This is a genomic window from Microvirga solisilvae (genome assembly GCF_022808595.1).
In the GTDB taxonomy this organism is placed as follows: domain Bacteria; phylum Pseudomonadota; class Alphaproteobacteria; order Rhizobiales; family Beijerinckiaceae; genus Microvirga; species Microvirga solisilvae.
This window is the reverse complement of the sequence record NZ_JAKUCN010000013.1, coordinates 1-14047: the sequence shown is the minus strand read 5'-3', so window position 1 is coordinate 14047 and position 14047 is coordinate 1. Positions and strand designations below refer to the sequence as shown.

Annotated in this window: 13 protein-coding genes; 5 read left to right on the top strand and 8 right to left on the bottom strand. The window is 61.8% G+C overall.

The annotated features are described in order from the left end of the window. Positions 1 to 178 precede the first annotated feature (178 nt). Positions 179 to 2053 carry a glycosyltransferase gene (locus MJ639_RS17520; protein ID WP_243375628.1) on the bottom strand — a complete coding sequence of 625 codons (1875 nt, stop codon included), beginning with the start codon at positions 2051 to 2053 and terminating at the stop codon, positions 179 to 181. A gap of 142 nt (positions 2054 to 2195) precedes the next feature. On the opposite strand from MJ639_RS17520, the gene MJ639_RS17515 reads away from it, so the two are divergent. Next, entirely contained in the window at positions 2196 to 2996 is an 801-nt protein-coding gene (locus MJ639_RS17515) for a transporter substrate-binding domain-containing protein (RefSeq protein WP_243375661.1), read from the top strand. Between the two features lie 104 nt (positions 2997 to 3100). Then, positions 3101 to 4822: a lysine--tRNA ligase gene (locus MJ639_RS17510; protein ID WP_243375627.1), complete on the top strand. Its 1722-nt coding sequence runs from the start codon at positions 3101 to 3103 to the stop codon at positions 4820 to 4822. A gap of 6 nt (positions 4823 to 4828) precedes the next feature. Here the strand turns inward: MJ639_RS17510 and MJ639_RS17505 are convergent, their stop codons facing one another. Continuing rightward, positions 4829 to 5461, bottom strand: a complete 633-nt coding sequence (locus MJ639_RS17505; protein ID WP_243375625.1) for a helix-turn-helix transcriptional regulator — start codon at positions 5459 to 5461, stop codon at positions 4829 to 4831. Between the two features lie 156 nt (positions 5462 to 5617). Between MJ639_RS17505 and MJ639_RS17500 the strand changes: the two genes are divergently transcribed. Then, complete coding sequence (locus tag MJ639_RS17500; RefSeq protein WP_243375623.1) at positions 5618 to 5962, top strand: DUF952 domain-containing protein; 345 nt, start codon at positions 5618 to 5620, stop codon at positions 5960 to 5962. After that, positions 5959 to 7044, top strand: a complete 1086-nt coding sequence (locus MJ639_RS17495) for a quinone-dependent dihydroorotate dehydrogenase (RefSeq protein WP_243375621.1) — start codon at positions 5959 to 5961, stop codon at positions 7042 to 7044. The genes MJ639_RS17500 and MJ639_RS17495 overlap by 4 nt, the downstream gene beginning before the upstream one ends. A gap of 12 nt (positions 7045 to 7056) precedes the next feature. Here the strand turns inward: MJ639_RS17495 and MJ639_RS17490 are convergent, their stop codons facing one another. Together MJ639_RS17490 and MJ639_RS17485 are read right to left on the bottom strand one after the other, a co-directional pair. Then, complete coding sequence (locus MJ639_RS17490; protein WP_243375620.1) at positions 7057 to 8394, bottom strand: MATE family efflux transporter; 1338 nt, start codon at positions 8392 to 8394, stop codon at positions 7057 to 7059. Positions 8395 to 8409: 15 nt separating this feature from the next. Then, entirely contained in the window at positions 8410 to 8670 is a 261-nt protein-coding gene (locus MJ639_RS17485) for a DUF6460 domain-containing protein (RefSeq protein WP_243375618.1), read from the bottom strand. Positions 8671 to 8764: 94 nt separating this feature from the next. Here MJ639_RS17485 and MJ639_RS17480 point away from each other — a divergent pair, with 94 nt between their 5' ends. Then, positions 8765 to 9706: an alpha/beta hydrolase gene (locus tag MJ639_RS17480; RefSeq protein WP_243375617.1), complete on the top strand. Its 942-nt coding sequence runs from the start codon at positions 8765 to 8767 to the stop codon at positions 9704 to 9706. Here the strand turns inward: MJ639_RS17480 and MJ639_RS17475 are convergent. The 4 genes from MJ639_RS17475 to MJ639_RS17460 all read right to left on the bottom strand — a co-directional run bounded on the left by MJ639_RS17475 (position 9703) and on the right by MJ639_RS17460 (position 13726). Beyond that, positions 9703 to 10374, bottom strand: coding sequence for a response regulator (locus tag MJ639_RS17475; RefSeq protein ID WP_243375614.1), 672 nt, complete (start codon positions 10372 to 10374; stop codon positions 9703 to 9705). The genes MJ639_RS17480 and MJ639_RS17475 overlap by 4 nt on opposite strands. 135 nt (positions 10375 to 10509) lie before the next feature. Beyond that, complete coding sequence (locus MJ639_RS17470; protein WP_243375659.1) at positions 10510 to 10962, bottom strand: secondary thiamine-phosphate synthase enzyme YjbQ; 453 nt, start codon at positions 10960 to 10962, stop codon at positions 10510 to 10512. Between the two features lie 2 nt (positions 10963 to 10964). Beyond that, a complete protein-coding gene (locus MJ639_RS17465) occupies positions 10965 to 12686 on the bottom strand; it encodes a cisplatin damage response ATP-dependent DNA ligase (RefSeq protein WP_243375611.1) in 1722 nt (573 codons plus the stop codon). Continuing rightward, positions 12683 to 13726, bottom strand: a complete 1044-nt coding sequence (locus tag MJ639_RS17460; protein WP_243375608.1) for a ligase-associated DNA damage response exonuclease — start codon at positions 13724 to 13726, stop codon at positions 12683 to 12685. Before MJ639_RS17460 ends, MJ639_RS17465 begins: the two co-directional genes overlap by 4 nt. Between the last annotated feature and the right edge of the window lie 321 nt (positions 13727 to 14047).

Genomic DNA, 14047 nt, shown 5'->3' with positions numbered 1-14047 from the left:
AGCCGCCTCGTTTTTTATTCCCACTTGGCTTATGATGCACCGCCCTGGTGAAACGGAGCGGAGCCTCGATGAGCATTGGCACGGAACAATCCAATCCCATGGAGCGGCGCGCGGGCTTTGCGCTCGTTGCTGGGGCCGTCCTATGTCTTGTGGGATCCGGCAGCCTTCTCTGGTGGCATTACGGCGGCGCGATTTTCAACGATCTGGTTCTGACCACATTGGCATGGTGCTTCTGAAGCAGGCCAGAGCGCGACGTTCGTGCCAAGCCATGGCTGGTCTTGTTCCATCGGAATGGTGCTGTCGCGAGTTCCCAAAGCCCACGCCATGCCGCAAGACTCACGAGAACATAGTAGAACGGCAGCATCAATACCCAGGGCAGAAGCCGCCAAAGGCGTCGGCGGTGCAGCGCGATGCAGGCAGGAATAAAGATCGATGCCACGCCTGCACAGAACAATGTCAGGCTTCCTGCATACCAAAGTGCGCTCCAGGGCGTATGTGCATGGTCCAGTAGCCACATCGCGAAGAGCAAACCCGTGCAGAATGGATAGAGCAGAGCACTCAGCACAGCGCCGGCTGTCAGAGAAAAGCTTGCGTAGAACTTCCAGAAACCGAACTGCGACAGGCAGGATATCGGGTTACGCGAATGGCAGATCCCCGTTTGCATGAAGCCCTTCATCCAGCGTGTGCGCTGCATGAGCCACGCCTTGAAAGTGATCGGAGCTTCCTCAAGTGTCGAAGAGGGAAGATCCGAGACGCCGTAGCCCAAACGCGCGAGGCGCAGGCCAAGATCTGCATCCTCCGTCACATTCCACGCATCCCAGCCATGGATGCTTTTGAGAATGTCGGTTCGGAAATGGTTGGACGTTCCGCCGAGCGGAATAGGGCTTCCAATCTCTGCGAGGCCCGGATTGAACACGTCGAACAAAGCTGCGTATTCAATGGTGAAAAGCCGCGTGAGCCAGGAATCGTCCGTGTTGTCGATCGTCAGCCGCGCCTGCAGGCAGGCGACATTCCGAGGCAGGGGTGAGAAGGTCGCAACCGCCATCCGCAACTGATCGGGGTCGGGCATATCCTCCGCATCATAGACGGTGATGAAGCGGCCGCGCGCGAGGGGAAGGGCAACGTTCAGCGCGCGCGGTTTTGTGCGCGGCTGTCCAGGTGGCGCGGTAATGATCGTGATGTTGCCCGGAAGATCGATGGCATTGAGCGCAACCGGCGTTTCGTGATCGTCGCTTTCCAGAACAAGCTTGATGTCGAGCTTGGCCGATGGATAGTCGAGCCGTTTGAGAGCGGCAATAAGGCGCGAGACGACACGCCTCTCCCGATAAAGCGCAATGATGATCGTATAGACCGGCAGGCTCGCGTCGTCAGCCCGGTTATGAAGAATGGGCCGTAAGGGATTGCTCACCAGCGATGCAGCCAGCCGCAGCACGACAATGCAGAGAAAGAGCGGGCTCAACAGCAAAGCGCAGAAAGAGAGACTGATGCTCGGACTGAAAACCAGGAAGAAAGAAACGAGCAGCGCGATTACGCAGGCGCCTGCAATCTGAGGGATGCTTGCTCCACCATGATACGACTGTCCGGGTGCAGATTCAGATAAGGCGAAGGCCGCACGATGAGCGATGAGACGGCCTTGAGAAGACAGAACGGCTTTCTCCAGGAACGACGGCGCCGTAATCGCAAGGTTCCGGGCCGGCTGTCGGCTCCGGAGCAGATGAGCAAGCATCCTGCCTTGCGGTGCCGTCACGAAGGTGCTGCCCCGGGCCAAGGGAGCCACGCCGGTCAGGATGCTTTCCGGATAGCGGGCTCCCTTAGCCAGGCGTGGGGCCGAGAGAAAGGGCAGGTGCAGTTCGTTCGCCAGGGCGCGGTAGAAGACCTCTTCTTCGACGAGCCCGTGCTTGAGCAATGCCTCATCCGCCGAAACGCCGGATATTTCGGCGATCATGGCGGCATCGCGCAGGACCTGTGGCGGGTAGCCTTGATGGGCTAGAAAGCCGATCTCGATGGGCAGCGCAGTTGACTGTTGACTTGCCTCCGCTAGACCCTGCCTCATGCGCGATGAACGCTCCCGAGGCGTGTTCGTGGCTTGTGCTGGGCAGCTGACAAGAGAGCATCATCTTCAAATGAGATATATTGTATCGGTTGTTGCCCGCTTCAGGCGCAAGATCAAGGTTGCCTTAACGGCATCGGCGGCGATGTTTCTGTTGGCGACAGGAGCCGCCCAGGCTCAGTCCGTCATGATCCCCAATTTCTGGGATCCCAAGGCGCCCCTCGACCGTCCCGATCTGCCAGCCGGGAGAACCATCCGCTTTCTGGTGGACGATGATTTTCCGCCCCTGCATTTCACGGGCCTCGACGGTGCTCCGACCGGCTTCTCGGTGGAACTCGCACGGGCAGCCTGTGAGAGGCTGGGCCTGACCTGCACCGTTCAGGTGCGCCGGTTCGATACGTTGCTCAACGCTCTCGGTGAGAAGCAGGGCGATGTGGTGGCCGCCGCTATCCCGATCACAGCCGATCTGCGGAAGCGCTTCACGGTGACGGCCCCCTATTTTAAGATCCCCGCGCGCCTGGTCACGAAGCAGGTCAAGGACATGCCGGCCTTTACGCCAAGCGCGCTCCAGGGCAAAACCATCGGCGTCTTGGAAGGCTCTGCCCATGAGGCTTTCGCCAAGGCCTTCATGCATGGGGCCACCCTTAAGCCCTACCCGGAACTGACGGCTGCCCAAGCCGCGCTCAAGGCGGGAGAGGTCGAGTATATCTTTGCCGATGGCGTGAGCCTTGCTCTCTGGATCGGCGGCGAGGATGCGGGAGGATGCTGCGCATTTGCCGGCGGTCCCTATCTGGAGAGCCGCTTCTTCGGGGAGGGCATCGGCTTCATCGCGCGGTCTGAGGACGACAATATCCGTCGCGCCCTGGATTATGCCCTGCAGCAGCTCTGGAAAGAGGGAAAATACGCCGAACTCTACCTGCGTTTCTTCCCCGTCAGCCCTTACTAGAGCCGGATTTGCGGCGTCCTTGAGCCGCAAACCGCATTGACCCTTGGGAGTGACGTCCCTAGTGTGCCGCGCTTCAGGAAGCATCTTTCCTCAAAGCAAGGCCCATGTCCCGACCCATTTCCCTCGACCCCGCTCTCGTTGAAGCCGCTCAAACCGCGAATGCTTGGCCTTTCGAAGAGGCCCGCAAGCTCGTGGAACGGCTCAAACGGATGGGCAAGAAGGAGGCTCTGTTCGAGACGGGCTATGGCCCCTCGGGCCTGCCGCATATCGGCACCTTCGGCGAGGTGGCCCGCACCAGCATGGTGCGCCATGCCTTCCGCATCCTGACGGGCGATACGATCCCGACCCGGCTTTTCGCTTTCTCGGACGACATGGACGGCCTGCGCAAGGTGCCCGACAATGTCCCGAACAAGGAGCTGCTCACGGCGGCCCTCGGCAAGCCGCTCACGCAGGTGCCCGATCCGTTCGGCACGCATGAAAGCTTTGCCCATCACAACAATGCGCGTCTTCGCGAATTCCTCGACGCCTTCGGCTTCGATTACGAGTTCAAGTCGGCGACCGAGTGCTACAAGGCGGGTGTCTTCGACAAGACGCTTCTGACCGTGCTCGAGCGTTACGATGCGGTGATGGCGATCATGCTGCCGTCGCTGCGCGAGGAGCGTCAGCAATCCTATTCGCCCTTCCTGCCGATCCATCCGAAGACCGGCATCGTGATGCAGGTGGCCATCGACGAGTGCAAGCTCGATGCGGGCACCATCGTGTGGCGCGATCCGGAAACGGGCGAGCGTTTCGAGACGCCGGTGACGGGTGGTCACGCCAAGCTGCAATGGAAGCCCGACTGGGCGATGCGCTGGGTTGCGCTCGGCGTTGATTACGAAATGGCGGGCAAGGACCTCATCGACAGCGTTAAGCTCTCTGGCGAGATCGCGAAGGCGCTCGGCGGCTTGCCGCCGGAAGGATTCAACTACGAGCTCTTCCTCGACGAGAAGGGCCAGAAGATCTCCAAGTCCAAGGGCAATGGCCTGACCATCGACGAGTGGTTGACCTACGGTACGCCGGACAGCTTGGCACTCTTCATGTTCAACAAGCCGCGCGAGGCAAAGAAGCTCTATTTCGACGTGATCCCGCGTCAAGTGGACGACTACCTGACCTTCCTCGAGAAGTATCCGGCGCAGGATGCCAAGACGCGCCTGATGAACCCGGTCTGGCACCTGCATGCAGGCGAACCGCCGGTACCGGAACTGGTGTCGTCGGGTGGTGGCAATCAGCCCGGCACGACGATCTCGTTCTCTATGCTTCTCAACCTTGTGGCGGTGGCGAATTCGGAAGACCCGGCGGTGCTTTGGGGCTTCATCCGTCGTTACGCGCCGGGTGTCTCGCCCGAGACGCATCCGCGCCTCGACAGCCTCGTGAAGCGCGCCGTGCGCTACTTCGAGGATTTCGTGAAGCCGCAGAAAACTTATCGTCTGGCGGACGAAGTGGAGGCTGCCTCGCTGAAGCGCCTGAGCGACGTGCTGGCCTCGTTCGAGGCGGGCGAGCGTCCCGCGACGGCGGAAGCGATCCAGGAAGAGATCTACAATGTCGGCCGCGTCGAGCCGCGCTATCAGGACTTCAAAGCCAAGGGCGCCACGCCCGAGCGTCCGGGCGTGTCCATCGAGTGGTTCAACACGATCTATCAGGTGCTGCTTGGTGAGCCGCGCGGTCCCCGCTTCGGCTCGTTCACGGCGCTCTACGGCGTGAAGGGAACGCGCGCTCTGATCGCGAAGGCGCTGGCTGGCGACCTCGTGCGCGAGCACGAGGCCTTCCTAAAAACGCGCGCTGCCTAAAAGCTGTTACTGACGCGCCCACATGATGCGGGCTGTCCAGGCGATCTCCTCAGCGGGGATCGCCTTTTCTTCGCTGTCCGAGGTGAGGGCGGCCAGTTCCAGTGTCTTGGCTGAACGGCGCTTGAGTTCCTGAGCGAAGATCTCGCCCTTCGTGGTGCACACGACCACCCGGTCACCCTTGCGTGGGCTTGCCGTCGGCGAGACGATCAGCACATCGCCGTCGCGATAGAGCGGCGCCATGCTGTCGCCGGTCACTTCAAGAGCGAAAACCTTCTCCTGTCCGAAATCGGGAAATTCGATCTCGTCCCAGCCGGGGCCGCCTGCGGGCAGCCCTTCGTCGGTGATGATCTTGCCGTTGCTGGCCTGGGTCATTCCGATCATGGGGATCATGGAGCGGCGCAGGGAGCCCGAGGGCTCGACGAGGCGCAGGAAATCCTCCAACGTCGCGCCTGTGGCGCGCAGGATCTTGGAGATGGATTCCGTCGAGGGCCAGCGTTCCCGGCCTTCGGGGCTCACGCGTTTCGACTTGTTGAAACTGGTCGCGTCGAGTCCGGCCTTGCGTGCCAGCCCTGAGGCAGTCATTCCATGGCGGGAAGCCAGTGCATCAATGGCTGCCCAAACGCGCTCGTGAGATAACATCGTACTAACCTTCGCAAAGGAGCAAATCAAAACTGAAAGCGAACTTATGCCTAGGAATTAAGGTTGTTCTATGGCTCGTGCAACATGCAATGACCCTGTGGGACAATATGTCTAATCAGAGTTGCTCCAGAAGCAGCGTGTAGCGATCGACAATCCATGCACATCATCTACAAAATTTGCTCTGAAATCCTTTGGGAAGAAGCTGAGAAGGTCAATTCCTTTACGGGAGCGCCCATCGATATACAGGATGGATACCTCCATTTTTCCACGGAAAAACAGGTGGAGGAAACGGCGGAAAAGCATTTTGCCGGCCAAACGAATCTGCTCCTGATCGCTATCGATGCGGATCGGCTCGGTCCAACCTTGCGTTATGAGCCGTCCCGAGGCGGCGATCTCTTTCCCCATCTTTATGCGCCGCTTGCCTTGTCCGCCGTCCTGTGGGTAAAGCCGCTGCCAATCGGTCCCGATGGCCGCCATGTATTTCCGGATCTCAACTCATGATCGGCGCGCTCTTCTCCCTGGCGAAACCTGCATTGCACGCACTGGATGCGGAAACAGCGCATCAGATGACGATCCGTGGCCTGTCCCTGATGCCGGCGGCGCCCGCTCCGAAAGATGATCCACGCCTTGGTATCGATGTATTCGGCCGCCACTTTCCTAACCCGGTTGGTCTCGCTGCGGGTTTCGACAAGCAATGTGAAGTGCCGGATCAGTTGCTGTCGCTCGGCTTCGGTTTCGTGGAGCTCGGCGGCGTTGTGCCGAAGCCTCAAGAGGGCAATCCGCGTCCTCGCGTGTTCCGTCTCCCGCAGGATGAGGCCGTGATCAATCGCTTCGGTCTCAACAGCGATGGGTTGGAGGCTGCGCGGCAACGCCTCTCGCGACGTCTCGGCCGTCCCGGCGTCGTGGGAGTGAATATCGGCGTGAACAAGGATTCCGCCGATCGCATCGCCGACTACGTCACTTGCATCCAGACGCTCTGTGGTCTCGTCGACTTCCTCACCATCAACGTCTCTTCACCCAACACGCCGGGCCTACGCGATCTGCAAGGTGAAGCATTTCTCGACGATCTGCTCGCGCGCAGCATTGAGGCGCGCAACGCAGCCGATGAAGGGCGCAAGAAGACAACCATTCTCTTGAAGATCGCGCCGGATATCTCGCTCGATACGCTCGACGCCATCGTGGCAACCACGCTCAAGCGCGGCATCGATGGGCTCACCGTGTCCAACACCACCATCGCGCGGCCCGAGACCCTGAAGGAGCGATCTCTCGCGAAGGAAACCGGCGGCTTGTCTGGCAAGCCGCTCTTCGTGCCATCCACCAAGATCCTCGCAGAAACGTATCTGCGCGTCGAGCGCAGGATTCCGCTTATCGGTGTGGGCGGCGTCGATTCAGCTGATGCGGCTTGGGCGAAGATCCGCGCGGGCGCCAGCCTCGTGCAGCTCTATTCAGCCATGGTCTACAAAGGCCCGGGCCTCATCGGTGATATCAAGCGCGGCCTTTCGCTGAAGCTCGAGCAGGAGAGAACCTCTCTCGCCCATGCAACAGGGCGCGATGCGCAGGACATCGCGCAGGGAAGGTTCTGAGCGAAGCCGCCCTCAGGTGAGGGCGGCAAACGTCTTTCTTGCAAGGCGTGGGTAAAGCGCGGCCTGTCCGATGCCGCGTGCACCCAGGAAGATGAGCAGCGCGATCCAGAGCGCTGTGTTGCCGAGATTTCCGGCCGCCAGCAGAATACCGCCATAAACGGCGAAGGCGACCACCATGAGATCGCGCATCGCTTTGGTCCATGTGGCGCCGGTATAGATGCCGTCGAAGGCGAAGGCGGCGGCACCGAAGAACGGCGTGAGGGCTGCGAAGATCAGGTATTCACGCGCGTAAGAACGCACGTCCGGATTGGTCGATACGAAATCGATGAAGAGTCCACCGCCGATCAGGAAGATCGCCGAGACGGCGAGGCCGAAGCCGAGACTCCAGCCGAGGCTCAAATGGATGGCACGGCGGAAGCCGCGCTCGTCACGCGCGCCGATGCTCTGGCCGCACAGGGTTTCGGCAGCGGTGGCGAAGCCGTCGAGGAAATAGCCGCCGATCAGGAACATGTTGTAGAGCACAGCATTTGCGGCGAGGGTCACGTCGCCGGAGCGTGCGCCGAGCGCGCTGAAGATCGAGAAGGCCAGGATCAGCGCCACGTTGCGGATCATGATGTCCCGGTTCATGGCGAGCGTCTGCAGGATCGCAGCGCGGTTCAGAACCTCGTGCCACGCCACCGCAAGCGGGTTCGAGCCGAGGCGGCGCAGCACCACGATGCCGAGAGCGACGCCCAGCACCTCGGCAATGGCAGTGCCGATGGCGGCACCCGCAATGCCGAGATGGAAAACCAGCACGAGACCTGCCGTCAGAATGATATTAGCGACATTGATCGCCACCTGCAGGAGCAGGCCGAGATCCGTGCGTCCACGGCCGAGTGTCGAGCCGAGAATGACGTAGTTCGCCAGCGTGAAGGGCGCGGCCCAGATGCGGATGAAGAAGTAAGTCGAAAGTGCCCCCGTCACCGCCTCGCTGGCGCCTGCGGCATAGAACGAGAAGATGCCGATGGGCCATTGCAGCAGGATCAGCAGAAGGCCCGTGATCCCCGCCACCAGGAAGGCGCGGGCGAGCGTGAGATCCACCTCATGCTTGTTGCCCGCGCCCGTGGCCTGAGCGGTCAGGCCGGCGGTCGCCATGCGCAGCGAGCCGAAGCTCCAGAACACGAAATCGAAGATGACAGCGCCGAGAGCGACCGCGCCGAGGAGGTGCGCTTCACCGAGCCGCCCGATCACCGTCGCATCGACAAGGCCCAGCAGGGGCGTCGTCACATGCGACAGGGTCATCGGAAGCGCGAGAGCCAGCATGCGCCGGTGAGAGACTTCCGGGCGATGGGTGGTGGAGGAGCCGTCCATGATCGTTCTGTTCCCTCAGTTCTGGCTGAACACACGTGAGAGGAGCCAGAGCGGCACCACGATCACCGCGCCATAGACGATCCAGAGGCCGACCTCCTTCACGGTCTCGAGGCTGAGATCCAGAATGGAGCTGATCCAGTCGAACAGGCCCTCGATCAGCCTGAGTGGATTGGTGTCGAGGAATGCCATGAAGGCGCCGACGAGGAGGGACAGGAAAATCAGCTTGACGAGCACCGCGCCGGGCGAGCCGCCGAGAAACCGGGTTAGGTTGGACATATCCTCAATCTCGTCTGAAAGCGTAACTGGACGTCACTTGTTGCGTGTGCTTCATCGCAAGGGCTGATGATGAACGCAACCCACTGAGCTTGCCATGATTGACCCCGCTCTCTTCGACCCCGCCGTAATCAGCGAGGAAATCCGCGCCCAGAATGCGGATATCGTGGCCAAGCTTGCGGCTCTGCCCGATCCCATGTCCGTGCCTCCGGCCCTCGTGCGCGAACGCCGCCGCCAGGGGCTGGGGCCGTTTCCTTTGATGACCCCGAGCTCCAAGGCCAAGGTGATCGAGATCGACGGGCCGGCCGGGCCGATCCCCTTGCGGATCATCGCCCCCGACAATCCACGGGGCGTCTATTTCCATATTCATGGCGGCGGCTGGACCTGGGGCACCTCGGACGAGCAGGACCCCTGGCTCGACCGCATGGCGGATCGCTGCGGTCTGGCCGTGGTGTCAGTGGAATACCGGTTGGCTCCCGAGAATCCCTATCCGGCAGGTCCCGACGATTGCGAGGCGGCGGCTCTTTGGGTGCTCCGCGAGGCTCAGAGCCGCTTCGGCACATCCCGCATCTTCATCGGCGGCGAATCGGCAGGCGCGCATCTCTCCGCCGTGACCATGCTGCGCCTGCGCGACAGGCATGGCCTCAAGCCCTTCCGGGGCGCTAATCTTTTTGCGGGTTGCTACGACCTCAACCTGACCCCGAGCGTCCGGCACTGGGGGGCGGAGCGCCTCATCCTCAACACCAATGATGTGCGGGTCTTCGCTGACAACTTCGTCGGCCATGTGGGCGACCGGACCGATCCGGACGTCTCGCCCCTCTATGCCGACCTGAAGGGCTTGCCACCCGCTCTTTTCTCGGTGGGCACCAGGGACATGCTGCTCGACGACACGCTCTTCATGGCCTCGCGCTACGCGGCTGCCGGCAACAAGGCCGATCTCGCAATCTGGCCGGGCGGCTGCCATGTGTTCATCCGCTTCGACAGCGCCATGAGCGAGCAGGCGCTGTCGCGGATCGATGCCTTCGTGGAGGCGCTTTAATCGGCTCCGGCCGGGGAGGGGCGCTGGGTCACGCCGATCTTGGAAGCCGCGATCACGGCCTGGGTGCGGCTGTCGACACCGAGCTTGTCGAGAATGGCCGAAACGTGGGCCTTCACCGTGGCCTCCGACACGCCGAGCTCATAGGCGATCTGCTTGTTGAGCAGTCCTTCCGACAGCATGGTCAGCACGCGGACCTGCTGCGGGGTGAGGGTGCCCAGACGCCGGACGAGATCGGCGGTCTCCACATCCTCGGCGGCCGAGAGGTCCACGTCGGGCGGGGTCCAGGTATCGCCTGCCAGCACCGCCTGGATGGCGCCGCCGATGCTGTCGATATTGATCGATTTCGGGATGAAGCCCGAGGCGCCGAAATCCATGGCCCGGCGGATCACATTGGGCTCCTCCGTGGCGGAGACGATCACGACCGGGAGTTCGGGATATTGGGCTCTGAGCGACATGAGGCCGGAGAACCCCTGGACGCCTGGCATCGTCAGATCGAGGAGGATGAGGTCCACGTCCCGCTCCTGAGAGAGCGAGGCATTGAGATCATCCATGCCGCTGGCCTCAATGACCTTGGCCTGGGGCATGATGGAGGCAACGGACTGCCTCAGCGCGCCACGGAACAGCGGGTGGTCATCGGCGATGATGATCGTGGTGTTTTGACCCTGCACTACTGCCTTCTCCCACGAGAGCTTTTGTGAGCCTTAGCCGCATCTCTCATGAAATAGCAAGGCGGCAATCAAAGACTACGGTTATTCTAGGGTAAAGTGAGCCGGATGGTATACGGTAACATACGGAGATGTGGATTACGCTCCGATCAGGTGAAGAATGACATCGCGGCTGTGCGGCCTGTCCCGGTGCTCCGCCAGGTACAGCCCCTGCCAGGTGCCCAGGGCCATTTGCCCTTCCAGCACGGGAATGCTCAAGGAAACGCCTGAGAGAACGGTGCGGATATGGGCGGGCATGTCGTCGGGGCCTTCGGTCGTATGAACATAGCCCGCCTCCCGAGGAGCCAGCCGGTCGAAGGCCTTCATCAGGTCGAGGCGCACATCCGGATCGGCATTTTCCTGGATCAGCAGGGAGGCCGAGGTATGGCGGCAGAAGATTGTCAGCAATCCATGGAGGATGCCGGTGCCGAACACCCAGCGCGATACGGCCTCCGTGATCTCCACAAGGCCCTGACCGTCGGTCGTAACTTGGAGCCGCCCGTTCACCTGCTGGGTCACGCTGCCCTCGGAGAGGGTTTCCACATTCAGCATCGTCATGCCTCCTGATCCTTCAACGGATGGATCTCCTTTTCGCCCCGCTCCAGGATCTTTTCCAGGGTCTCGATCCGGTCGGCCTCCGCGGCAGGTTTGTCCCAACGGATGCGGTTGATGCGAGGGAAGCGCATGGCGACGCCCGATTTGTGCCGCGTCGAGCGCTGCAACCCCTCGAAAGCCACTTCCAGAACGAGCCCGCGATCCCGTCCATATTCCACCTCGCGCACGGGACCGAAGCGATTGACCGTGTGGTTGCGGACATAGCGGTCGAGCTTCACGAGTTCTTCATCGGTGAAGCCGTGATAGGCCTTGCCGACCGGCACCAGCTCTTCGCCGTTCGGTCCATCACGCCAGACGCCGAAGGTGTAGTCGGAATAGAACGACGAGCGTTTGCCGTGTCCGCGCTGGCCGTACATCATCACCGCATCGACGAGATAGGGATCGCGCTTCCATTTGTACCAATAGCCTTTCGGACGTCCGGGAAGATACGGGCTGTTCGCGCGCTTGATCATGCAGCCTTCAATCGCATCCGCATCGGGACCTGCGCCGACTGAAGCGGGATTGGCGCGGGCAGTGGCGAGATCGTCCCATGTCTCGAACGGCACCATGGGTGAGAGATCGATGCGCGGATTGTCGAGACGCGCGACGAGCGCTTCGAGGCGCTTGCGACGTTCCGCGAACGGAAGATCGCGCAGATCTTCTTCGCCTTCGGTCAGAATGTCGTAGACGCGTAAGTGAGCCGGAAATTCCGCAATCAGCTTCGGCGTCACGGCCTTGCGGTTGAGGCGTTGCTGCAGCACGTTGAAGCTCTGCACCAGGCCCTCGCGCACGATCAGCAATTCTCCGTCGATGGCGCCTTCGAAAGTCAAAGCTTCCACGAGATCGGGAAACGCGCGCGATACATCCTCGCCCGTTCGGGAATAGATGCGCCGCACCGGTTTGCCATGAGAGTCATGGCCCGAGACTGCCTGCAGGCGAATGCCGTCCCATTTCCATTCAGCGAGGAAATCGGATGCATCGAGTTTTACGAAATCCTCTTCCTCCAGCGGATGAGAGAGCATCGGCGGGCGGAAGGGCGCGGGATTGCCGGATTCAGGTTTGGGTCCGCGTCCTTCGACCCAGGCGAAGAGATCTTCATAGGGCGCTTCGAGACCGTGCCAGATCAGCTCCACGTCATCGGGCTCGAAGCCACCGAGCTGCGCCACAGCAGTTTTCGCAAGACGCGCGGAGACGCCGACGCGCAATTCGCGTGTGATGAGTTTCAACAGCGCCCAACGTCCTGTCTCATCGAGTGCATCGAGCCAGCCCGCGACCTTCGCAGGCAGATCGCTCTTGCTCGTGGTGGCGAGCGTTTCCACCACCTCCGTCAATGTGGGCACATGCGGCGGCGGATTGTTGTGACCGATGGCAGGCGTATCGTCTGATATGGGCGCAACGTTCTCATGTCCCGGCGCAGGCCAGATCAGCGCCACTGTTTCCGCAAGATCGCCCACATAGTGGTACGCCATGCGGAACAGTTCGGGATCGGTGCGCTCTTCCACGAGGCCACGGATCAGGCCGGGCTTGGCTTCCTTGAACATGAGCGCGTTCGTCATGGCCGCCAGCGCATAGCCACGCTCTGGATCGGGCGTGTGCCGAAAGTAATCCATGATGAGCCTGAGCTTCGCGTTGCGGCGCGGCTCATAAGACAAGCGGTCGAGGAGTGCGGCGAAGCGGTTCATGCTTCGCCTCCCGTCGATGCTGTTTCCTCCGCTTCACCTTCATCGCCGTAGCCCAGCATGTGGAGCGGCCGCGCCTTGATGCCGTGCATGGTGCACCAATGTACAAGCGCATCTTCCTGGCCGTGCGTGACCCAGACTTCGCCGGCGCCGGTTTCGCGGATCGTGCGGCACAGATCGTCCCAATCGGAATGATCGGAAATCACAAGCGGTAGCTCGACGCCTTTCTGCCGGGCGCGGGCGCGCACGCGCATCCAGCCGGAGGCGAAGCACGTAACGGGATCGGGGAATTTGCGCGACCAGAGATCCTGGATGGAGGAGGGCGGGCAGATCACGATGGCGCCCGCGAGCTTCGAGCGCTCGGACGCGATGACCTTCGGCGTATCGCCCAGCGGCACGCCCTCGGATTTGTAGAATTCCGTCAGCCGTTCCATGGCGCCGTGCAGATGGATCGGCTGGTCGTAACCTTCCTCGCGCAGCAGCGCCATGACACGTTGCGCCTTGCCGAGCGCATAGGCGCCGACGATGTGCGTGCGCTCAGGGAACAGCGCAACAGAATCGAGAAGCTCGCGCACTTCTTCGCGCGTGTCGGGATGGCGGAATACGGGAAGGCCGAAGGTCGCTTCCGTGATGAACACGTCGCAGGGCACGACTTCATAAGGAAGGCAGGTGGGATCCTCCGCGCGCTTGTAATCGCCCGATACCACGACGCGGGTTCCGCCCGCCTCGATGGTAATTTGTGCCGAGCCCAGCACATGCCCTGCGGGCGTGAAGCGCACCGTCACATCGCCGAGCTTCATGCTCTCGCCGAGGGTGGCTTCCTGCGTGCTCCCCGCGAAATCCTCGCCGTAGCGCACGGCCATGATGAGCAGGGTTTCCCGAGTGGCGAGCACTGTCCTGTGGCCGGAGCGGGCATGATCGGAATGGCCATGGGTGATGAGCGCCCGCTTCACGGGCCGGACCGGGTCGATGTGGAAGTCGCCGAGGGGGCAATAGAGCCCTTGCGGGGTCTGGGTGAGAATGTCGGTGGAGCGCAACGCCATGACGGGAGATATAGGAGGGGATCGAAGGATGTCAGGCTCCGGAGGCACTCACGCCTGCATCGAAGAGTTCGCGTCTGCCTTGCGAGCCTGTCGGCTTCTCGCGGACGCGTCTTTACGGCCCCGCCGTTTGGCAGGTGGCTTTAGGCTTGCGGTGGCCTGGTCCGTCGCCTTCATGAGGGGAAGCGCGGGAGGCATTCATGCTTCGCGAACTCGAGCGGAGCGCGCGAAAGGGGGTCGGGACGGGAGAACCCGCCCGGGCTCGGAAAGCGCAAAGCCTCCCGCGCGCGGCTTTTCTCGATCCCGGCCTCATCGCTCCGGCGC

What these genes read in the sequence shown, in the direction of transcription:
- MJ639_RS17495 (WP_243375621.1), top strand. Translation starts at nt 5,959, where the DNA reads ATGATCGGCGCGCTCTTCTCCCTGGCGAAACCTGCATTGCACGCACTG.
- MJ639_RS17460 (WP_243375608.1), bottom strand. Translation starts at nt 13,726, where the DNA reads ATGGCGTTGCGCTCCACCGACATTCTCACCCAGACCCCGCAAGGGCTC.
- MJ639_RS17510 (WP_243375627.1), top strand. Translation starts at nt 3,101, where the DNA reads ATGTCCCGACCCATTTCCCTCGACCCCGCTCTCGTTGAAGCCGCTCAA.
- MJ639_RS17470 (WP_243375659.1), bottom strand. Translation starts at nt 10,962, where the DNA reads ATGCTGAATGTGGAAACCCTCTCCGAGGGCAGCGTGACCCAGCAGGTG.
- MJ639_RS17485 (WP_243375618.1), bottom strand. Translation starts at nt 8,670, where the DNA reads ATGTCCAACCTAACCCGGTTTCTCGGCGGCTCGCCCGGCGCGGTGCTC.
- MJ639_RS17490 (WP_243375620.1), bottom strand. Translation starts at nt 8,394, where the DNA reads ATGGACGGCTCCTCCACCACCCATCGCCCGGAAGTCTCTCACCGGCGC.
- MJ639_RS17520 (WP_243375628.1), bottom strand. Translation starts at nt 2,053, where the DNA reads ATGAGGCAGGGTCTAGCGGAGGCAAGTCAACAGTCAACTGCGCTGCCC.
- MJ639_RS17480 (WP_243375617.1), top strand. Translation starts at nt 8,765, where the DNA reads ATGATTGACCCCGCTCTCTTCGACCCCGCCGTAATCAGCGAGGAAATC.
- MJ639_RS17500 (WP_243375623.1), top strand. Translation starts at nt 5,618, where the DNA reads ATGCACATCATCTACAAAATTTGCTCTGAAATCCTTTGGGAAGAAGCT.
- MJ639_RS17505 (WP_243375625.1), bottom strand. Translation starts at nt 5,461, where the DNA reads ATGTTATCTCACGAGCGCGTTTGGGCAGCCATTGATGCACTGGCTTCC.
- MJ639_RS17515 (WP_243375661.1), top strand. Translation starts at nt 2,196, where the DNA reads ATGTTTCTGTTGGCGACAGGAGCCGCCCAGGCTCAGTCCGTCATGATC.
- MJ639_RS17465 (WP_243375611.1), bottom strand. Translation starts at nt 12,686, where the DNA reads ATGAACCGCTTCGCCGCACTCCTCGACCGCTTGTCTTATGAGCCGCGC.